23 protein-coding genes are annotated in these 20,621 nt (G+C 48.2%); 14 read left to right on the plus strand and 9 right to left on the minus strand.

Annotation, left to right across the window (positions count from 1 at the left end; genetic code table 11):
* Positions 1–163 precede the first annotated feature (163 nt).
* Together ACJ2PR_RS22375 and ACJ2PR_RS22380 are read left to right on the plus strand one after the other, a co-directional pair.
* Positions 164–2,440, plus strand: a complete 2,277-nt coding sequence (locus tag ACJ2PR_RS22375) for a response regulator (protein WP_446878604.1) — start codon at positions 164–166, stop codon at positions 2,438–2,440.
* 264 nt (positions 2,441–2,704) lie between these two features.
* Complete coding sequence (locus ACJ2PR_RS22380; RefSeq protein WP_446862362.1) at positions 2,705–3,652, plus strand: S-layer homology domain-containing protein; 948 nt, start codon at positions 2,705–2,707, stop codon at positions 3,650–3,652.
* A 341-nt stretch (positions 3,653–3,993) separates the two neighbouring features.
* Here the strand turns inward: ACJ2PR_RS22380 and ACJ2PR_RS22385 are convergent, their stop codons facing one another.
* Positions 3,994–4,365: a hypothetical protein gene (locus tag ACJ2PR_RS22385; protein ID WP_446878605.1), complete on the minus strand. Its 372-nt coding sequence runs from the start codon at positions 4,363–4,365 to the stop codon at positions 3,994–3,996.
* 349 nt (positions 4,366–4,714) lie between these two features.
* Here ACJ2PR_RS22385 and ACJ2PR_RS22390 point away from each other — a divergent pair, with 349 nt between their 5' ends.
* Complete coding sequence (locus ACJ2PR_RS22390; protein WP_446878606.1) at positions 4,715–5,140, plus strand: DUF4351 domain-containing protein; 426 nt, start codon at positions 4,715–4,717, stop codon at positions 5,138–5,140.
* Between the two features lie 121 nt (positions 5,141–5,261).
* Here the strand turns inward: ACJ2PR_RS22390 and ACJ2PR_RS22395 are convergent, their stop codons facing one another.
* The 3 genes from ACJ2PR_RS22395 to ACJ2PR_RS22405 form a co-directional block, all read right to left on the minus strand.
* A complete protein-coding gene (locus ACJ2PR_RS22395) occupies positions 5,262–6,059 on the minus strand; it encodes an ABC transporter ATP-binding protein (RefSeq protein WP_446878607.1) in 798 nt (265 codons plus the stop codon).
* Complete coding sequence (locus tag ACJ2PR_RS22400) at positions 6,059–7,081, minus strand: FecCD family ABC transporter permease (RefSeq protein WP_446878608.1); 1,023 nt, start codon at positions 7,079–7,081, stop codon at positions 6,059–6,061. Before ACJ2PR_RS22400 ends, ACJ2PR_RS22395 begins: the two co-directional genes overlap by 1 nt.
* Positions 7,082–7,234: 153 nt before the next feature.
* Entirely contained in the window at positions 7,235–7,576 is a 342-nt protein-coding gene (locus ACJ2PR_RS22405; RefSeq protein ID WP_446878609.1) for a hypothetical protein, read from the minus strand.
* 667 nt (positions 7,577–8,243) lie between these two features.
* On the opposite strand from ACJ2PR_RS22405, the gene ACJ2PR_RS22410 reads away from it, so the two are divergent.
* Genes ACJ2PR_RS22410 through ACJ2PR_RS22430 form a run of 5 tightly spaced genes read left to right on the plus strand, consistent with a single transcriptional unit; the run spans position 8,244 to position 10,421 of the window.
* Entirely contained in the window at positions 8,244–9,098 is an 855-nt protein-coding gene (locus ACJ2PR_RS22410; RefSeq protein ID WP_446878610.1) for an urease accessory protein UreD, read from the plus strand.
* A gap of 11 nt (positions 9,099–9,109) precedes the next feature.
* Entirely contained in the window at positions 9,110–9,415 is a 306-nt protein-coding gene (locus ACJ2PR_RS22415) for a nucleotidyltransferase family protein (protein WP_446878611.1), read from the plus strand.
* Positions 9,405–9,752 carry a HepT-like ribonuclease domain-containing protein gene (locus ACJ2PR_RS22420; protein WP_446878612.1) on the plus strand — a complete coding sequence of 116 codons (348 nt, stop codon included), beginning with the start codon at positions 9,405–9,407 and terminating at the stop codon, positions 9,750–9,752. Before ACJ2PR_RS22415 ends, ACJ2PR_RS22420 begins: the two co-directional genes overlap by 11 nt.
* Before the next feature lie 2 nt (positions 9,753–9,754).
* A complete protein-coding gene (ureA, locus tag ACJ2PR_RS22425; RefSeq protein WP_446862571.1) occupies positions 9,755–10,057 on the plus strand; it encodes an urease subunit gamma in 303 nt (100 codons plus the stop codon).
* A 19-nt stretch (positions 10,058–10,076) separates the two neighbouring features.
* The gene (locus ACJ2PR_RS22430) at positions 10,077–10,421 is read left to right on the plus strand and encodes an urease subunit beta (RefSeq protein WP_446878613.1); all 345 of its coding nucleotides are present in this window, start codon (positions 10,077–10,079) and stop codon (positions 10,419–10,421) included.
* Between the two features lie 84 nt (positions 10,422–10,505).
* Here ACJ2PR_RS22430 and bchM read toward each other — a convergent pair whose 3' ends face one another.
* Positions 10,506–11,189: a magnesium protoporphyrin IX methyltransferase gene (gene bchM, locus ACJ2PR_RS22435; RefSeq protein WP_446869527.1), complete on the minus strand. Its 684-nt coding sequence runs from the start codon at positions 11,187–11,189 to the stop codon at positions 10,506–10,508.
* Between the two features lie 1,019 nt (positions 11,190–12,208).
* Complete coding sequence (gene nagA / locus ACJ2PR_RS22440; RefSeq protein WP_446878614.1) at positions 12,209–13,378, minus strand: N-acetylglucosamine-6-phosphate deacetylase; 1,170 nt, start codon at positions 13,376–13,378, stop codon at positions 12,209–12,211.
* A 46-nt stretch (positions 13,379–13,424) separates the two neighbouring features.
* Between nagA and purE the strand changes: the two genes are divergently transcribed.
* Entirely contained in the window at positions 13,425–13,946 is a 522-nt protein-coding gene (gene purE / locus ACJ2PR_RS22445; protein WP_446878615.1) for a 5-(carboxyamino)imidazole ribonucleotide mutase, read from the plus strand.
* Positions 13,947–14,163: 217 nt separating this feature from the next.
* Complete coding sequence (locus tag ACJ2PR_RS22450; protein WP_446878616.1) at positions 14,164–14,625, plus strand: hypothetical protein; 462 nt, start codon at positions 14,164–14,166, stop codon at positions 14,623–14,625.
* Between the two features lie 31 nt (positions 14,626–14,656).
* Here the strand turns inward: ACJ2PR_RS22450 and ACJ2PR_RS22455 are convergent, their stop codons facing one another.
* Positions 14,657–15,199, minus strand: coding sequence for a peroxiredoxin family protein (locus tag ACJ2PR_RS22455; protein ID WP_446862565.1), 543 nt, complete (start codon positions 15,197–15,199; stop codon positions 14,657–14,659).
* A 176-nt stretch (positions 15,200–15,375) separates the two neighbouring features.
* Between ACJ2PR_RS22455 and ACJ2PR_RS22460 the strand changes: the two genes are divergently transcribed.
* Both ACJ2PR_RS22460 and cysK read left to right on the plus strand, forming a co-directional pair.
* Positions 15,376–15,762 carry a tetratricopeptide repeat protein gene (locus ACJ2PR_RS22460; protein WP_446878617.1) on the plus strand — a complete coding sequence of 129 codons (387 nt, stop codon included), beginning with the start codon at positions 15,376–15,378 and terminating at the stop codon, positions 15,760–15,762.
* Positions 15,763–15,919: 157 nt separating this feature from the next.
* A complete protein-coding gene (gene cysK, locus ACJ2PR_RS22465) occupies positions 15,920–16,897 on the plus strand; it encodes a cysteine synthase A (RefSeq protein WP_446878618.1) in 978 nt (325 codons plus the stop codon).
* Between the two features lie 277 nt (positions 16,898–17,174).
* On the opposite strand, the gene ACJ2PR_RS22470 is transcribed toward cysK, so the two are convergent.
* The gene (locus ACJ2PR_RS22470) at positions 17,175–17,534 is read right to left on the minus strand and encodes a hypothetical protein (protein ID WP_446878619.1); all 360 of its coding nucleotides are present in this window, start codon (positions 17,532–17,534) and stop codon (positions 17,175–17,177) included.
* 219 nt (positions 17,535–17,753) lie between these two features.
* Here ACJ2PR_RS22470 and ACJ2PR_RS22475 point away from each other — a divergent pair, with 219 nt between their 5' ends.
* Both ACJ2PR_RS22475 and codB read left to right on the plus strand, forming a co-directional pair.
* Positions 17,754–18,290, plus strand: a complete 537-nt coding sequence (locus tag ACJ2PR_RS22475; RefSeq protein WP_446878620.1) for an orange carotenoid protein N-terminal domain-containing protein — start codon at positions 17,754–17,756, stop codon at positions 18,288–18,290.
* Between the two features lie 214 nt (positions 18,291–18,504).
* Positions 18,505–19,815 carry a cytosine permease gene (codB, locus tag ACJ2PR_RS22480; RefSeq protein WP_446878621.1) on the plus strand — a complete coding sequence of 437 codons (1,311 nt, stop codon included), beginning with the start codon at positions 18,505–18,507 and terminating at the stop codon, positions 19,813–19,815.
* Here the strand turns inward: codB and ACJ2PR_RS22485 are convergent.
* Positions 19,789–20,388 (minus strand): pseudouridine synthase, encoded by a 600-nt coding sequence (locus ACJ2PR_RS22485; protein ID WP_446878622.1) that lies wholly within the window; start codon positions 20,386–20,388, stop codon positions 19,789–19,791. The genes codB and ACJ2PR_RS22485 overlap by 27 nt on opposite strands.
* Positions 20,389–20,621 lie beyond the last annotated feature (233 nt).

Consider the following 20,621-nt stretch of genomic DNA (forward strand, 5'->3'; position numbering starts at 1 on the left):
AAAAACTCGCCTCAGTTAGAGTTAAGCGTATCAAAAAAGCACAGTAAAACTACGCTAATTTGACGTAACAATTCATGCTGTAAAAAGAAAAACACCTGCCTAAAGTTGTAAATTACAGTCTTACACAATATATTTCCCTTTAAAGATTTGATAAAGTTAATTTATGAAAATTCTTCTGGTAGAAGACGATCGACTCCTGTGCGATCGCCTCAAAGCTTCTCTAATTGAGCAGCACTATAGTGTGGATGTGGCTGCCGATGGTGAGCAGGGTTGGGCGTTTGTCGAATCGCTTGACTATGATTTGATTGTCCTGGATGTGCAGTTGCCTAGCCTGGATGGCCTTAGTTTTTGTCGTCGGCTCAGAGCGAAGGGCAATCAGGTTTTAGTATTATTGTTGACTGCAAAAGGGACAAGTACTGACAAAATTTTGGGATTGGATGCCGGAGCAGATGATTATGTCGTCAAGCCCGTCGTTTTGCAGGAGTTAGAAGCGCGAATTCGAGCCTTGTTGAGACGAAGCACTACGATCGCGTCTCCGCTGTTGGAGTGGGGACAGTTGTGTTTGAATCCAATCAATTGTGAAGTCACCTATGCTGGGGCACCGCTCACTCTTTCGCGTAAAGAATATGCACTTTTAGAGTTATTCTTACGCAATCAGCAGCGCGTTTTTAGTCACAGCGCGATTCTCAATCAGCTTTGGTCGATCGCTGATGACATGCCCGGAGAAGAAACCGTCAGAGCACATATCAAACGACTCCGACAAAAGCTAAAAGCAGCAGGCGCAGCGGACTTGATTGAAACAGTTTATGGGCTGGGCTATCGGCTCAATGCGGCATTTGCGAAAGTATCGGGCGATGCCAAAGATTCACAAGCAGCCAATCAACCCGTCGATCACGTTGCAGAGTCTCTAATCGAAACGGATCAGTGGCAGAGCGATCGACTTCAACTCATAGATCGCATGATTGTATTAGAACAAGCTGCCCAAAATTTATTACAACACTCACTAGAATCAGAGCTACAACAAACAGCAGAACAGGAATGTCATCGCTTGATTGGCACTCTGGGAATGCTGGGCTTATCACAAGAAGCCGTGATCGCTCAACAACTTGAACAACAGTTTCGGCAAAAGTCTTTGAGCCAAATCCAGGCTTATACCGTCTGGGAAAAAGTATTTGCGTTACGTCAAGCGATCGAGAGCGCTCATTCTCCGATCTCTACAAAAACGAAGGAAGCGAAAAAATCAGAACCGCTGCGATCGCTCTTGGTGAGTGATGATCAGGCGTTTCTCAATCGACTTGTTACTGAAATTCCGGCGCACCATTTGCAGACGATCGTATCTGATCATTCCTCTACAAAAGATGCCATTCGGCGGGTCTGTCCTGATCTGGTGCTATTGGATTTATCAAACGAGCAAGCGGCATTAGATTTACTCAAAGATCTGTCGCAAATGCCTCCTTTACCTGTGCTGGTGTTTGTGGGTGATGCAGCGGTGGATCGAGGCACGATCGCTCGCTATGGGGGACAGGAATTTTTGTCAAAACAGATTTCACCTAATTTGTTGCTGGAAGCGATCGATCAAGGCGTGGCGCGATCGTCCGAAGCCAAAATTTTGATTGTGGATGACGACCCCCTTTTCTTGCGCTTGCTGCGGGCCCTTTTAGAACCGTGGGGCTTGCAGGTGACGACGCTGAATGATTCGCTTAAATTTTGGGACGAGTTACAGACCATGCAACCTGATCTTCTAATATTAGATGTGCAAATGCCCGGTATGAACGGAATTGAGTTGTGTCAGCAGTTGCGAAATGATCCGCTTTGGGATTGGTTGCCGATTCTATTTCTCACGGGACAAAAAGATCCAACAACCATTCAACAGGTGTTTGCAGTCGGGGCAGACGACTATATTGGTAAGGCTGTCGTTGCGCCAGAGTTAATGACGCGCATTCTCAATCGACTCGAACGAACTCGCCTACTCCGCAAACAAACCGACCTTGATGCGCTCACTGGGCTGTCTAATCGCTGGCGATCGACTCAGGAAATCCATCACTTACTCAATCGATGCGATCGGTTTCAGCAGCCCTTCTGTTTTGGGATATTAGAACTCAATGATTTGAAGTTTATTCATCAACAGTATGGACATGCACTGGGCGATCGACTTCTTTCTCAGCTCGCTCGTTTATTACAACAAACGTTTCGTCATCAAGAAGTTGTCTCTCGCTGGGATGGCGCAGAATTCATTATTGGCATCTATGGCATTACTCACAGCGACGGGGTGAAATGGTTAAAGGATATGGTGCGATCGCTTCAACAACTAGAAAATGCAAGTCTCGATAGCAATTTATTTAATATTACTTACAGCATTGGTGTCGCTGAATATCCCCAAGATGGAACAACGCTAGAGGCTCTCTACAAAACAGCGAGTCTAAACTTATCGAAAGAATAACTGTCAATTCAACACGCCGATTTTGTTTGATTCACCATTTTTGAACAGAGGTTGAAACGGTTACTTGCTACAGATTCTCGCCCCCTACATCCCCCAATTCTGAGGGACTTTGACTCAGCCTGCTTGGTTGATCTGTTACAGCTTATTTTCAATTTGGTATTAGATTCACAAAAATCTCTCTCAAGTTAGGGCTAAAAGACTATCCCTATCGAGCAATTTGCTTTAGGATTTGGGAGAAGAAATTTTTATTCCCCGTGTAACAAAATGACTTCTTCCCCAGAACCGCCCCCCTCTCGTAGAAGACTCGAACCCGACGAATTGATTGCCATTCTGGTTGCCTTTGGTAGCATTGGGGCGATTTTTTTCTGGGCGATCGGTCAACCTGATTCAGGCTTTGATCTATCTTCTCTCCTCAGCAGTCCTGCTCCTGTTGCGAGTCCGGTTCCCAGTGTGGCAGCGTCTCCCGTAGAGCGCGAAGGAATTCAGCCGTCTGTGGTTGCGCCTGCGAGTCCGATGCCTGGTGTGCCCACGGTTGATCCTCCCAATCAAAACTTTACGATCGCGCCTGTCCCGATTCCTCAGACTGGTTCTGCTGTGACTCCTGCATCTCCGGTGCCTGCGTCTCCTCCACCGCCTCGCGTTACGGGGTTTTCGGATGTGCCAGCGACTTATTGGGCGAATCCTTATATTGCAGAACTGACTCAGCGTGGCATTTTGCAAGGCTTTCCTGATGGCACGTTTCAGCCTGACAAGCCAGTGACACGGGCAGAATTTGCAGGAATTGTCAGTAAGGCGTTTGAGAGGGCCAAATCGGAGCAGCCTTTAGCCTTTCAAGATTTGCCTGCGGACTATTGGGCGAAGGGCGCGATCGACGAGTCGATTCAAACAGGCTTTATGAATGGCTATCCGGGGGGCATTTTTCGTCCTGATCAGCCGATTCCGCTCTCACAGCTACAGGTGGCGCTGGTGACGGGGCTAAATCTCAAACCCAAGTCTGACCCGGTGCAGGTTCTCAGTAGGTATCAAGATGCTCAAGAGGTGCCAAAGTGGGCAGTCAGCAAAGTGGCGGCGGCGGTTGAGTCGGGTCTGGTGGTGGACTACCCGGATGGAAATAAATTGACTCCCGATCGGGGGGCGACCCGTGCGGATGCGGCGGCTTTGATCTATCAAGCGCTCGTCACTGAAGGTAAGGTGAAAAAGATTCAGCGATAACAAGTCTGAATTAACGTCAGTCCGATAATGTTTTTTCGCTGCGATGTTTTGCGCTTCTGCCCCCCAAGCTGCCAATTCTGGGGGACTTTTAGACATTGAATTTTCGATCTCAAGATGAAGTAAAGGGACGTGAATTCGATGAGAGTTTTTCGCTTCGTTGTTCACAGCCTCTGCCCCCCAACCCCCCAACTTTGGGGGACTTTAAGAGAAGAATGCTGCTTCAAAGTCCCCTACTCGTGGGGGATTCAGGGGGCTGCCCGGATTAATCAACCGTAGTGAAAGATTGCATCGAACTGACGTTAAAGGGAGCCGTGACCAAGTGGACATAACTCCCTAATCTCCTACAGTTGAATTGTCTTTTTGTTGTGCAATTCCTCCAAATGTATGAGTGAACCAGCCCCCATGACAATATCGAACTTCATTAAAGACCGTTGAATTTGATAGCCCGCTAACACGCGAATCACTTGATATTCAGTCGTCAAATCGCTCGTGCCATCCCATTTGAGATAGGCCAGTTGATTTGAGGCAACTTCACTCAATTGTTCAACAAACTCTTCAATACAATTCCTGACATCCGAGAGAATGCCAGAGGGTACAAAAATCAATCGCTCTTGCAAATCCAAGGTAACGGTGACTTGGTAGCGTCTCACTAACGAGCATTGCAACTCAAAGCTAAACGAAACCGAGTCAGGAAGGTGTCTCCTAACGGCCATGTTGTTTTATCCTCTCTATTTAGTTCAAAGAGGATAGGAACGCTGACGGCTCAAACGTTCCCCCATCGTATGAAGTGTATGCAGGATCTTGATTCCAACCTTTCAAGATCCCATCGCAAAGCAGACGTAGTACAATCATGAACGCCTCCGAAGTTAGTTCGTGTAACTTAGGTGGAAGTCCTCGGAGGTCTGATCGGCTAAATCAGATTTCCGGGGCGTGATCTCCACCTGCGGAATATCTTACACAGATTTTTGATTTTTTGGAATACCGAATTTTTGAGGAGAGTATTAACGGGTTGTCGATCGCACTCTGCCCAACCATTAAGCTGTTGTGCTTCGGGAGGACATCATGCGCGAGTCAGTCATTTATCAGGGCATTCTAGAGGAAGGTCGTCAAGAAGGTCGTCAAGAGGAAGAACGATCGCTGGTCTTCTTATTACTAGAACAACGAGTCGGACAACTCTCTAAAGTAGAGCGCGATCGCGTTTCTGCTCTCAGTCTCAGAGCAAGAAATCCTGTCCGAAAGTCCCCCAGATTTGGGGGGTTGGGGGGCAGAAGCGTTAAAGACCGAAGCGAAAAAACTCTATCGAATTCACGTTGCTTTACGGCTATCTTTGACGTACAAAATGTTGTCGCTCTTTTGTCCAAGCTTGATAGGGCTGTTAAAGGTGGTTTTCAATTGTCGTTAAACCGATGTTCCAGGCTATATTCATTGTTCGGCGTTGCTGATTGGAGGGATGAATCTGTGAGAAGTGTCCATCTTTTCGCCCCCTAAATCCCCCATTCTGGGGGACTTTGAACCTTGGGTTTCCCTCCGCTTTGGGGCAATTCATCCCCTGATTCAGCAACGCCCATTGTTCGATAGGTAGGCCAAAATTCTGTAAGATTTCAAGTTCTCAGCGAGCAGCCAGCGGACAGATTTGTATTCCTACTGGCGTTTCCATCACAACAGCTTCTACACCAAATACTTGCAATAAATTCTCAGGCGTTAGTGTTGTTTCTGGAGACCCGATCGCCCAAATCTGTCCTTGATCTAGCATCGCCAAGCGATCGCTATACCGTGCCGCTAAGTTGATCTCGTGCAACACAGTGATAATCGACAGCTTGCGTTCTTGGTTGAGATGCTTTAACAAGTCGAGTAATTCTAGTTGATAGCGAATATCTAAATAAGTGGTTGGTTCGTCAAGCAGCAATACTTTAGGGTCTTGAGCAAGTGCCATTGCTAAAAATGCACGTTGACGTTCACCTCCAGAGAGATCTTGAACAGCACGATCGCGAAACTTTTCCATCTGAGTTTGCAGCAGGGCAATCTCCACTTTCTGTTGATCTTCTCGATTTAATTCCCACTGCAACCAGGATTGATGCGGTGTTCTGCCCAGGCTCACAAGCTGATGTACAGTCAATCCATCCGGAATCGTTTGCTGTTGTGGTAGGAGTGCTAACTTTTGAGCTACTAGCTTTGCAGGTTGATGATGAATCGATTTACCATCAAGCAGGACGACTCCATCTTGCAGGCGTAAAATTCGGCTGATTAATTTCAGTAAGGTTGACTTCCCAGAGCCATTGGCACCAATTAGACTCAACCATTCTCCACCCCGAAGTGCTAGTTCAATGTTTTTAACAATTCGCTGACCGTGGTAGCCGCCAGAGAGCGATCGCGTCTCTAAGGCAAAAGGATCAAAGTTGATTAGCATTACCGTGCGACTCCAGCAGAACGGCGATACAGTAACCAGATAAACAATGGTGATCCCAGCAGTGCAGTCACCGCCCCCACAGGCAATTCTACAGTTCCCAGTCGAGCTAACAAATCGGCAAACGTGAGTACCCAGGCACCTGCGATCGCGGATAGTGGCAAGACCCAACGATAGTCTGTTCCTACGAGTAGCCGAACCCCATGCGGCACAACCAACCCGACAAACCCAATTAATCCGGTCATACTGACTGCACTCGCCGTTAATAAGGTGGCAATGGCTCCGATCAACAAGCGCGATCGACTAACCGAAATGCCTAGTCCCACCGCTAGTTCGTCACCCAGGTTCAGCACATTGATCAATCGTCCAAAAGAGCACCCGATCAGGAGTGCGATCGCAATGTAAGGTGCAACCGAATTCACTTCTGTCCAACCGCGACCATTCAAACTGCCGATTAACCAGTTCAACGCTGCTTGCACCCGTCCGTCTTCTGCCATTAACAACAAAGTTGCCTGGACTGCTCCAAACAGCGAACTAAACGCGACCCCACCGAGAATTAATCGCTCAGTTGAGATGCCTGAACCTGTGTAGCCTAGAAGGTAAACTAAAGCGGCGGTAATAATGGCACCAACCCACGCGGCTAATGGAATCCAGGCTTGCAAAACGCCTAATGTGATGAATGCGATCGCAACCAGTCCCGCCCCTGCTGAGATGCCTAACACAAACGGATCAGCAAGTCCATTTCGCAACATTCCTTGTAGCAATGCCCCAGACACTCCCAGGGCAGCACCAACAATCAGAGCTGCTAGAATTCGAGGTAGCCGCAAGTCCCAAATAATAGTTTGATAGGTTGGATTACCTTGATGTAACAGTGCTTGCCAAACCTCAGTTGGGCTGAGTTGAACGGCTCCCTGTGCGAGAGCAACCACAAGTGTAAACAACAATCCGATGATTAGAAGCGCAACTCCTTGCACCTTCCGAAGGTCGAAGGCATTAGACAACGATGAAACCGGAAACAAGCTCAAAATATAAACGCTCCTGGTTGCTGCATGGATTGAGCTATTTGGGCTGACCTGCGAAACTAGAAGCGATCGGGGTCGTAGAGGGACTTGAAGAAGGTGCAGCAGATGCTTTTGGAGACGGGCTTGGAGTAGGAATCGGATCAGTCACCTCTGGGGTTACGATCGAAGTCGAGAGCGGGACTGGTATTTAGGCAACTTCTGGTACTTGAGCAACTCCGGTACTTGAGCAACAATGGGATCAGACTCGACGAACACTACAACTTTGTCACTAGCAACTGTTCCCGGATTGGCATCGAACAGTGAAAACTGAGTTGCCCCATCTCCACTGCCGCTAGCATCTTGCTCCACTTCGGTAAGAGGCTCTGGCGGAGTATCTTCTTCAGCAATAACTTTTATCTCGTCTGTCACCTCTACTATCGGAAGTAGCACACCCAAACGCATAAATCGCTTTAGCAAGACGACTTCTTTTTCTCGCTGTTCAGCCCCAATCCTGGACACCTGGATAATCTCATCATTTATTGACAATTATTTTCAATATGACTTGCTTCCGATAACAGTAGTTCACTGAAAAGTTCCTGTCAAGATCTGGCAGTCTCAAAAATATTGATGGGTTTGGATGTCCTCTGAAAGACACTACAGCAGGTTTCAAGTCTGTGCATGGAATGACTAAGTGCAAAATTTAATCTGTTGGCGTTACTGAATCAGGGGATGAATTGTCCCAAAGCAGAGGGAACCCCAAGGTTCAAAGTCCCCCAATTTTGGGGGATTTAGGGGGCGAAAAGATGGACACTTCCCACAGATCCATCCCTCCAATCAGCAACGCCAATTCGTTATTAATCAATTCACATGGGCTGTAGAAGACAGTTTCCCCATAGTTGCCCAGGGCTAAAGCAAGCACAAAGACACTCTCCCCACCGCAAGTTTCAGGACTCACTTACAAAATGAGAGCCGACAAACTACCAAAACTCCCTAAAAGTGGTATCTTTTCAAAATAATAATGGGCGTTGCTGAATCAGGGGATGAATTGCCCCAAAGCGGCGGGAACCCCAAGGTTCAAAGTCCCCCAATTTTGGGGGATTTAGGGGGCGAAAAGATGGACACTTCCCACAGATTCATCCCTCCAATCAGCAACGCCTAATAATGGTGGGTTAGCTCGCTTTATTTTGTGAATCAACCGCATCCCGTTTCCACTGATGTCCCAACCGATTGGCACGGCCGCCTCTGCCTGGAATTTGTCAACCGCCAAGGCACCACTCAGCTAATCCGCAATCTCGGACAAGCCCCCTTTAAAGTACAGCGCCCCTTTTATCCAGAGGGCGACGAAGTTTGTCACAGCGTAATTCTCCATACCGCAGGCGGACTTGTGGGCGGCGATCGCCTTTCCTGTGATCTCCGACTCCATCCCACCTCCAGAGCGCTAATCACCACAGCCGCCGCCGCCAAAATCTATCGCACCACTGGCAAACCCGCCCAACAATCGACGCACCTTCGACTAGATGCCGATGCCTGTCTAGAATGGTTTCCTCAAGAAACGATCGTCTTCAATCAGTCTATTTATCGTCAACACCTGCGCGTCGATTTAGCACCAGGCGCTTGCTGGTTAGGCTGGGATCTGAGCCGATTTGGACGCAGCGCCAGAGGCGAGAAGTTCGTCGAAGGAGAATGGCGATCACACACCGAAGTCTGGCAAGAAGATCGGCCGCTGTGGATCGATCGCCAGAGGCTTGTGGGCAGCGAAGAATCCTTCACCAGTCCCCACGGTTTGAACAATTGCCCCGTGATTGGCAGTTTGGCGCTAGTGGGGCAATCAGTCGAGCCAGAATTCATCGAAAAGGCACGATCGCTGTGGACAGGCAATCCCGAATTTGCAGGGGTGACTCGTCTCATGTCGGGCTTGCTGTGTCGCTATCGCGGTCACTCTACAATGGAGGCAAGACAGTGGTTTGTAGAAGTTTGGCGATCGCTCAGAGGACTCTACTGCGATCGTCCGGTTTGCATTCCCAGAGTTTGGCAACTTTAGCGGAGGTTAAAATGAAGCGCAAACTTCCGATCGAGATTCCTCAAGATAAAATTGCTGATTTTTGTAGGCGGCACCATATTCTAAAGTTATCTTTGTTTGGCTCTGTTTTACGGGATGACTTTCATGTTAATAGTGACATTGATGTTTTGGTCGAGTTTGAATCGAACCATATTCCTGGACTGATTCGATTAGCAGGAATGGAGATCGAGCTAACAGAAATGCTGGGTCGTAAGGTAGATTTGCGAACGCCTGAAGACTTGAGTCATTATTTTCGGCAAAAAGTTCTTGATTTAGCTTTAGTTCAGTATGTTCATTGATGATTCAGTTCGCTTATTGCATATGAGAACAGCGGCTAAAGAAGCGATCGCGTTTGCTCAAGGCCACACTAGAAATGATCTCGAAACCAATCGAATGCTGACGTTATCGCTTGTAAAATGTGTTGAAATTATTGGAGAAGCCGCTTCTCGCATCACTAGAGAACGCCAAAATGAAACCCCTCAAATCCCCTGGACACAAGTAATCGGAATGAGGAATCGTCTCACCCATGCCTATTTTGATATCAACTTAGATGTTGTATGGAGCACCGCGATCGAGGATCTTCCCAATCTTTTAATCGAGCTAGAAGCCATTATCGATAGTGACCAACCGGAATAAATATGCAATTAACCCCACAAGAGAAAGATAAGCTTTTGATTTTCACGGCTGCGCTACTAGCAGAAAGACGCAAAGATCGAGGCTTAAAGTTAAATTATCCAGAGGCGATCGCTTTCATTTCTGCTGCAATTTTAGAGGGCGCAAGAGACGGTCGCACAGTTTCAGAATTGATGAGCTATGGGACAACGCTGCTCACGAAAGAAGATGTGATGGATGGCATCTCAGAAATGATTCATGAAGTGCAGGTCGAAGCCACGTTTCCAGACGGTACAAAGTTAGTGACCGTTCATCATCCCATTCAATAGATTTAATTAGGAGCAGCGTATGATTCCCGGTGAAATGCTGATTGATGACGGAGAAATCGAACTCAACGCAGGCAAAGAAACCCTTCAATTAAAGGTAGCAAATCAAGGCGATCGACCCATTCAAGTTGGCTCACATTTTCACTTTTATGAGGTCAATTCTGCTCTAGATTTCGACCGAGAACAAGCGAGAGGAATGCGGCTAGACATCCCCGCAGGAACAGCAGTCCGATTTGAGCCAGGAGACGATCGCACTATTAATTTAGTGCCCCTCGCCGGGACTCGTGAAATCTACGGATTCAACGCCAAAATCGAGGGATCACTGGACGGAAAAGCCAAAAAAGAAAAAGGAAAAAAGAAGAAATAGCCGAGAGGATTAGCGATTCATCAAGGAATGGAGTCGGACAATTTGTGTAGCCATAAAACTCCATTCCGTGCGATCGCTTGCTGACTATTTTCTAACCGCTTCTAGAATGCGAGAAAAGTAAAAGCGCGTACTGGTCATTGCATTTCGCTGAATTTGGAAGCCGCAGCTTTCTAGTACTTTGACAATTTCTGCTTCTCGATGTTGATAAGCGCGAGTTGTCTTACTTGGCCCCGGAAAAAACTCACCGATTCGCTTCAAAATCGTCAACAAAAACGTCTTAGGCGCAAAACTAAGAATCAGTCGATCGTCTGCCAAACTTGCTAAATGTTCAATCATGACGATCGCTTTGTCAGCAGGATAGTGAATCAACACATCCAGACAAATTACTGTGTGATACTTGCCGCTTAGTTCCTCCAGATCTTGCACCAAAAACGTCGGATTGCTAGATAAACCCAAAGCTGTGGCGCATTCCGTCGCTTCTCCGACCATCTTTTCGGAAATATCGCTCGAAAAAACCTTTGCCCCAGTTTGCGCGATCGGCAGGCTCAGACTCCCGACTCCACAGCCCGCATCACAAATCGTCAGTTCTGGTAGATTGCCATCCTCTTTTAGCCAGCCCAACACCGTATCCACCGTTTGCTGATGCCCTTTGCGGATGTCTAGCTGGACTTTGTTGACTTCACCATCGCTATAAATGCGCCGCCAGCGATCGAACCCCGTCTGGTTGAAATACTCTCGCACAACGGTTTTGTCATCCACTACGTTCATAAAAACTCCTCGATAGGTGGGAAACTCAGTGTCTTTAGACCTGAGAGGGAAGCCAACGAGCGGTTTTAACCACCGTGTTCTTCCTAGATTTTGGGTGTCGCGACCGCCTTGGAACTACTAGATTCGGGGTGCTTTTGTATTGCACTTTCAACGGGACAATTACCGCTTCAAATCGCTCGTCCTGTACGCATCGCGACGATGTTTGCTACCGCAGTAGCCTCCTTGCGGAGTGATGTTCGCTTCGCCAATGTTTTAAGAGCTTGTTCGGCTAATCGCACGTCCTTAACCCAAATAAAGATGTTTAACGATTAACGACAGAGCAGGGGACTAGCGTCGCATCCCAGGGTGTCGTGACTCAAAAAACGTAGACCGCGAAGGTCTGAGGCTGGTCAACTGAAACTGAGGTTTCTAAGCTGGAGAGCTTCAGTCACTTCAGTGCTGAGTCGTTGACGTTCCTACTTTGTGTCAGTCCCAACAGGTTAATGGTATTACTCGATCGTCCCCCAACCAAACGAGAATCTGTCACAAGTTTTATTTTTTGCTTAAATCTTTATTTGGGTGACCTGGACGCATAACTTGCAAAATAAAATCGCTTCACGCATCAGGCGCAAAACGATCTAGCAAATATTTGATTTAGGATTGACCTATCTGATTTAGCTACGAAGGAAGTTTCGCTTTCATGAAATTTTCATGTAGCTCACACTACTCCTGACGTTTCTCAGTTATCCTACGGATAGGCAAAATCCCTATGACCACTGCTTAGACATCTCGCCCATGTCTATTTAGAAAGCTGGTGGACAGTGAGGTTACTTTTGCTTTGACAAGTCAATCTGAGTATCTTGGGGGCACCTGAAAAAAGTGCCCCTTTTTTGTTCACAGGGGATTGCCACTCGCCCTGATGCTGTCCTCAACGTGCAGTCTAAGGCAAGCCCAAAACCGAAAATGGTTTGAGTCAGCCAGAAATCAATCTGTCACACAAAAATCATACAAATAGCTGAGTGCGGTGGCTCCGTATACTTCTATAATCTCCACCATTTCAATTCGTCTGTGATCAGGTCTAGGTGCCAGCGCAACAGATGTGCAGGTTGGTTAAGATACCCACTGTTTTGCTGAATCGCTCGTCTGGGGGCCAGAGTTGCCAGGGCGATCGCTTGCTCAACTGGACAAATTCTCCACTTCACCAGGTTTTGTACGCCGACTAAAAGCGGTAGGGTGGTGCCGGAGAGTGTGCCATCCAGAAGTCGAGCGGTGCCGTTTTTCACGTCAATCTGGCGAGTGTCCCAGGGATAGCGTCCATCAGGTAAGCCGAGCGGGGAGAGCGCATCGCTGACCAAAAAAATGCCGCAACTGGCTCTGAGCAACAATTCCATCATGATTGGCGAAACGTGCTGACCATCGGCAATTAGACCACACTGCACCTGGGGATGGACAATCGCTGCTCCCAAAAGCCCTGGTTCTCTATGATGCAAGCTGGGCATGGCGTTAAAGGCGTGAGTCACCATTGATGCACCCTGAATAAATGCCTGTTGCGCTTGAGCAGCGGTGGCTTGAGAATGGCCCAAACTGACGATGATTCCTAGAGAACGGAGGTAGGCGATCGCCTCTCCAGTGGGGTCGAGTTCGGGAGCGAGGGTGACAATCTTGACGATGGAGGCATAATCTCCCAACACTCGCTTAATCTGCTCAACAGCCAGAGGCAGGAGAAATTCGGCTGGATGTGCGCCTCGTTTTTGGGGGTTGAGGAAGGGGCCTTCTAGATGGATGCCGGGGATCGGGGGGGAGGGGAGGAGGGAGGAGGAAGGAGGGAGGAGGGAGGAGGGATGGGCAATTGTGGACAGCGATCGCTGAATGTTTTCAACTGACGTGGTGACGATCGTGGGTAAAAATTGATCGATGCCCTGCTCCCAGAGAAATTGGGCGATCGTGTCTAGTTGGTGTGCATTCTCAGAATTGAGGTCTGGAAAGGCTAGCCCCAAGGCACCGTTGATCTGCAAATCGACTCCGCCCAGTGACAGCCAATCGCCTTCGACATCGAGAACCTGAGCGATCGCAGAGACTTCTCGATTTTGAAGAGGCGCAATCTTGCGAATCACGCCTTGAATAATTGAGATTACCTGCAATCCTTCGTATCCGGGGAGCCGAGCATTGATAATATCCAGGTTAGGGTGGGACGCGATCGCCGGATTCATTTCTCAGCCTCTCAAAACCTCATTTAGTTTACCGGACTCCGATCACATGACTCAGCCGTTAATTGGCATTATTATGGGCAGCGATTCTGACTTGCCGACGATGCAGGGCGCGATCGCAGTTTGCGAAGAATTTAATATCTCTTATGAAGTGAGAATTGTCTCGGCGCATCGCACGCCCGATCACATGGTGGACTATGCCAAACAAGCACACCAGCGAGGAATTAAGGTGATTGTAGCCGGGGCAGGGGGGGCGGCTCATTTGCCAGGAATGGTGGCCGCACTGACTCCTTTACCTGTGATTGGCGTACCTGTGGCGAGTCGTCATTTACAAGGGTTGGATTCTTTATATTCAATTGTGCAAATGCCTGCTGGAATTCCGGTGGCGACGGTGGCGATCGGCAATGCCAGAAATGCTGGATTATTAGCGATACAAATTTTGGCAACTCACAATTCAGAGCTTTTACAAAAGGTGCAAAATTATCGTCAAAGTTTTGCTGACACTGTGATGAAGAAACAAGCAAAATTGGATGAGATTGGATATGAACAATATTTGAGAGATGAGGGATGAGGGATGAGGGATGAGGGATGAAAGGATTAGTGTGTATTCTCAACTTCTGAATTCTAAGATCTTATGAATTTTTGGGCATCGCTGAGTCCAAATATGAATGGTTGAGGGCAAAAGTCCGGAAGTCCCCAGAATTGGAGGGTTGGGGGGCAGAAGTCTAAGACAACGAAGCAAAAAAATAGATCAAATTTAAGTTAACAAAACAGGGTTAATCAACATCATGATCAAATATCTTTTACCGTTGCCTATTAGCTTTTTAGTGATGGTAGTGACTTGTTCGCAATCGGCTATTGCAGAAAACCTACAGCCGTCAGTCTCGATCGCCGCCTCTCCGCCCAAGACAAGTGCTAATCTGACGCAGCTTTTTAGTCGAGTTTGGCGGGTCACAAAGGCACCTTCAAAGCCAGCATTGGGAAGCATTTATGTCTTTCTGCCTAACGGAACCCTTCTCCAGACCTCTTGTGTCGAGACTTACCGAATTTCAACCTGGACGATCGACAAAGCTGCCCCTCGTGTTTTGCGCGTGGTTGAAGATGGACAACTGACTTACACTGCAACGATCGCTCAACTAACTGATACAACACTACAACTTCAACAAATTTTAGTTCCCAATAAGCAAAAACAAACCATCACGCTGACTGCTGTTCAACAAGAGTTTGTCTGCCCTGATTTGCCGCGATAAAGGCGGCTAAATCGAAGCAGTTTGTCTAGTTTTAGAGGGACTCGATCGCGCTTAACAACGTTTCGACGCTGGCATTGTGATCCAAGAATGAGAAAAGATGTTTGTAGCGCAGAATGCCATAACGATCGAGAACAAACTGAGCAGGTAAGGGCGCACCCAACGCTTGACCCACTTGATAAGCTCGAAACACTCGACAGCTAGAATCGGTCAACAGCGGCATTTTTAGCCCCAAATCTTGAACGACTTTTTTGCTTTGAGCCGGATCAGTGCTGGTGATTAACAATAGCTCTACACCGCGATCGACAAACTGCTGATATTGCTCATTCAACGCTTTGATGTGAGGAAAACAAAACGGACAATACTGCTTTTCAGTAAAGATGCGAGTGAAGGCGAGAATCACAGGACGATCGTTTTGATAATCGGATAACTTAACAGAGCGATCGTGATTGACATCCAATAAATCAAAACTGGGAGTCACTGAACCCAACGCTAGAGAACTCGTTGCCGGAATCGGAAAAAAGTTATTTAAGAAACGCTGATTAAACAGTCCGCTAAAGTCAGTCGAAGTCAACATGCAACATCCTGGGTAATAACAGCTTTCACTCTGATTTTGCCATGAATTTTTGACTGTCTCACCATCAATTCCCTAGGTCGGTTGTCAGTCAAAGGATGGATTGCAAATTCAGAACATTTTTTGCACGATCGAAGACCTCGCATTCTTTTTACAACTGTTTTCTTAAACCTATCGATATGACTTCTCATGACCAAACCTGTATAGAAGACTGGAACCGACGAGGCTGTGCCCTTTGTGTAGAAGGAGAATTTGCTGCCGCCGTCGCTGCATTTGATCAAGCGATCGCCCTCAACGCCAACAATAATAAAGCGTGGAACAATCGAGGGAATGCGCTATGTGGACTAAAGCGACCCGGAGAAGCACTGGCAGCCTACGATCGCGCTGTTGCCATTTCGCCCACTGATCATCAAGCCTGGTTTAATCGAGGACTGCTCTTGACTGAAATGATGGCTTACGGCAATGCCTTACAGTGTTATGACCGAGCGATCGCGCTTCACCCAGATCCGCGCTATCTCCACGCTAAAGAAGGCATCTGGCTTAAAGAAAGGCTGTTTGCAGAGTGATGATCTAGGCTAAATTGCAGCGATCGTTCCTAACCTTTCTTAAATTCCTCCGAAGTTCACAAAGCCTATCGAGATTGAGTACTATACTCAGAGCTAGGGCGAAAAAATCAGCCTCCTCGCTTCAAGGTCGTCCGCTACTCATCGTCAGGAGAACTTTATGCACATTGCAGATAACGTTACCAAACTGATTGGCAAAACTCCCCTCGTTCGGCTCAATCGTATTCCTCAAGCAGAAGGCTGTGTTGCTCAGATCGTCGTCAAACTCGAAGGCATGAATCCCGCTTCTTCGGTCAAAGATCGAATTGGGGCCAGCATGATCGAGACTGCCGAAGCTGCTGGACAAATTCATCCTCAAAAAACAATCTTAGTCGAGCCGACTTCTGGCAATACGGGAATTGCGCTGGCGATGGTTGCCGCTGCAAAAGGATATCGCTTGATTTTGACGATGCCAGAAACGATGAGTCAAGAGCGACGAGCCATGCTAAAAGCTTACGGTGCACAGCTAGAACTCACCCCCGGCAGCGAAGGTATGAAAGGGGCGATTCGGCGCGCTAATGACATTGTGGCTGCTGTACCAGAAGCCTACATGCTTCAACAGTTTGAGAATCCTGCCAATCCCAAAATCCATCAAGAAACCACAGCAGAAGAATTGTGGCGCGATACCGATGGCACGATCGACTTCCTCATCGCAGGCGTTGGCACCGGGGGAACCATCACCGGAGTGGCTGAAGTCATCAAACCGCGCAAACCAGACTTTAAGGTTGTAGCGGTCGAGCCGATGAATAGTCACGTTTTGTCGGGCGGACAGCCAGGGCCTCACAAGATTCAAGGTATCGGAGCAGGATTTGTGCCCAAGGTTTTGCGAGTGGACTTGATCGATGAAGTGATTCAGGTTGCGGATGAGGACGCGATCGCCTATGGTCGTCGTCTGGCGCGAGAAGAAGGGATTTTGTCGGGCATTTCTTCGGGGGCTGCGCTGTGTGCTGCAATCCAGGTGGGCAAACGTCCCCAAAATGCAGGAAAACTAGTTGTGATGGTTCAGCCGAGTTTTGGAGAACGCTATCTCAGTACCGCCCTGTTCCAAGATTTGCCCGATGTCGAAGTCGCCAATTTGAGAGTAGCCGCCCTTCGTTAAACTGATGTAACCAGAACGAATGACTGGACGCAAGCCACGTTTTTGAGCAGCAAGATCAACAAAAAGTTCGATTTTCTTGAACCCAAATAACGTAGGCGGTGCTGTTGGTTAAATGAAGTTTTTCGCTTCGGTGTTCAAGGCTTCTGCCCCCCAACCCCCCAATCTGGGGGACTTCCGGACAGGATTTCCGGTTTAAAGTCCTTTATGGGTAAGGGAGTTAGGGGGCGATCGCGATTCTGCAACCGACGAAGCGAAGCGTTCTCGAAGTGACGATTTTTTATTGTCCGGGTTGTCCTAGCTCGATCGCTTTCTTGACCAGATCATCGCTCACATTTCCAGTCGATCCACTGGTGCCGCTAACGTCTTTAGCCATGTCGAGATAGTCGTTGGGGTCGCCCGTTGGTTCTGCGGTGAACTTGGTTGCTTCGGGCTGAGAAACTTCAAATTTGGGAGCGGTGGCCGCTTCGGCAGCTTCTTGACCCTCGCCCGTACGATCGACTTCACTGACGCTGTATTCTTTGGAGGCTTCATAGTCGCTAGAGACATCGACTTGAGGAGCGGGACGATCGCCTTCGGCAATTTCTTCGGCAGCCTGTTGAGCGTCGTAGGTCTGATTCACATCGTTAATATCTGACATAAAAACTCCTGTTATTGATTTCTTGACTGCCATCGCTGGCTAACTATCTTGAGATGCTGTCACCGTAGCAGAGTGATCCCCGTAGTTCTGAACCGTCTGAGGGCAGATCTTGAACCTCCTTCGTAAGAGAGACTCCACTTCGGTCGGAGGATGGGCGACGATGAATTGTAAAGCCTGATACCTCTTTAATGAATACGAATTATTTTTTGGAGATAACTCATGGCTCAGTCTGCAAACCAAAACACGGTGCGTTCTGAATATCTGGACGAAAAAACCCAACAGACGATCGCCGCCTATGACAAGTTGGGCACTGACGATAAGTTAGCGCTGCTGTATTACGTTTATGAAAAAATGGGAGCGTCGGTCACGCCTGCGGCCCCTGCGGCCACCGAGCCAGAATTAGCGCCGATCTTGATGGAAGAGTTTTACAATCTTTCTCACGACAATCAGATGAATGTGATGCGTGACATCGTAAATCGAGCGGATACCGAATATTCTCACGCCTACGGAGCGCTCAAGGAAAATAATCAACTGATGGTCTGGTACGCCTGGGCCCAAGCAATGGGAGAAACGGTGATCGGAATGCCCGAAGGCTACAGTCCCTCTGAGGCGGTAAGCAATGCGTTGGGCGCGATCGAGTCCCTGGAGTTTGAAGAACAAATTTCGTTATTGCGCGAGATTGCGAGTGGAATGGGCTATACCAACGTGCAGCCGATCGAGACACAGGCAGAAACCGGAAAAACGGCAAGTTTGTAATCCAATTTGGGATCATTTAGGTCAACAAGGTGGGGGTGTTTTTGCCAATGCTCCCACATAGCAAATCATGAAGGCAGCAAATCACAAATAGATGATTGAAATAACATAATCGCCGTACTGAGAAAGCAACTCAAAAAACAGTCACTTGTAATACTTTTCAACCCTGCGGTGAATGCGAAAATTCACCCATCCTTAACGCTGGAATGTGGGTGTTATGAGTAGCTCCATTAAATCGCAGACGGCTGCAAAGTCTCTGGTTGAAGAAGATTATCCATTGAGTCCGGTGCCGTGGAGTGAGCGGCGATCGATCTGGTCGTTGGGCCCCTTGTTGATGGGGTTTGCGCTGACTTCGACGACGCTGTTTGCCGGGGGAAAGGTTGGCCCGGCGTTTCGATTTGCGCCTGACTTAATCAGCATTATTCTGATCGGAAATCTGATCTTGGGCCTCTACTGCTCTGCGTTGGGCTACATTGCTTACAAAAGCGGGCTGTCTACGGTGCTGATGGCGCGATTTAGCTTTGGTAATATTGGGTCTCGCTGGGTTGATTTTATTCTCGGTTTTACGCAGATTGGCTGGTATGCTTACACGTCTGCGCTGGTGGGCGATGTGGTTAATAAGCTACTAGGAATTCCGCCTTCCTGGAACTGGTTGAGCATTTTGTTTTTTACTTATGCGTTTTGCTCAACGGCTTATATTGGCTATCGAGCGATGGATTGGCTGAGTCGGCTGGCCGTGCCCCTGATGGTGATTTTGATCTTGTGGAGTCTCGTGATCGCCACCAACCAGGTCGGCGGATTTGCGGGCATCCAAGCGATCGCGCCTACCGCACAGCTCAGTGTCGGTCAGGCACTCACCGTAATTGTCGCAACTTTCGTCTCTGGCGGAACGCAATCAACCAACTGGAGCCGCTTTGCCAACTCAGGCGGAACCGCGATCGGGGGCACTTTAGCCGCCTTTTTGGGAGTCAATGGTCTGATGGTGTTTGCCGGGGCCTATTGCGCGCTGGTCTATGGCAATCAAGATATTGTGCAGGTGATGGCTCAACAAGGCATTCTCTTAGGTGGAATTGTTTTGTTGTTGCTGAATATTTGGACGACGCAAGATAATACTATTTATGCGTTCGCGGTAGCCAGTGCAAATATGTTTCGGATTAATAAACGAACTGTGTTTGTGTTGGGAGGAGCGACGATCGCGTTGGTGTTAGCCTGGGCAGGTATCTATGAGATGTTGGTGCCCTACCTGATCTTTTTGGGGACTGTGATTCCTCCGGTTGGCGGGATTATTATGGCGGATTTCTGGTTTTATCGTCAGGGGCAGTTCCCTTCGTTAGATGAAACTCAACCTGCTTTTAATTGGGCTGGTATTATCAGCTATGTGGTCGCTTCTGTTGTAGCTTATATTTCGTCTAACAATCAGACGGGTATTGTCTTTTTTGATATTGCTCCTGTGAATGGCGTGATCGTGGCAGCGGTCTTGTATGTGATTTTGTCGAAGGTCTTATTGAAACCGCAATCGCTGGTTTAATTTGAGCAAAGGAGCCAGTTCTTCATCAGTCAGATCGCGCCATTGTCCGGGTGCCAGCCCTTCTAGACGCAGGTGCCCAATCGCCACTCTCACCAATCGCAGAGTCGGAAATCCAATGGCGGCGGTCATTTTTCTCACCTGTCGGTTGTGTCCTTCGGTGAGGGTGATTTCGAGCCAGGCTGTGGGAACTGTTTTACGAAATCGAACGGGCGGATCGCGGGGCGGTAAGGCCGGTTCTTGAGGGAGAAGCGAAACGATCGCGGGTCGAGTTTTGTAGTGTTGAATCTGAATGCCTGTCCGCAGTGGCTCCAACTGCTCGTCGGTAGGAATCCGCTCAACCTGCACCCAATAGGTTCGAGGATGCTCAAATTTGGGGTCACTCAATCGATGCTGTAAGGCTCCATGATTGGTCAACAACATCAGCCCTTCGCTATCTTGATCCAGTCGCCCCACGGGATACACCAGCGACACCGGAATATAGTCCTTGAGCGTTTGGCGCTCCTGAGTCGGACTCTCATCCGTAAACTGGCTCAACACGTTGTAAGGCTTGTGGAATATCAGATAGCGATACATTTAGAAGTTTAAGGGTGAATTCTATAAAGTTTTTTCGCTTTGATGTAGAGTGCTTCTGCCCCCCGACCCCTCAATTTCGCGGGACTTCGGACTTTCAGCCTCAACCATTCATATTCGGACTCAGTAATGCAGAGAAGTTTATAGGAAACTCAGAATTCAGAAGTTGAGAATACACACTAATCTTTTCATCCCTCATCCCTCATCCCTCATCCCTCATCCCTCATCCCTCATCC

It is taken from the genome of Phormidesmis sp. 146-33 (assembly GCF_052939515.1).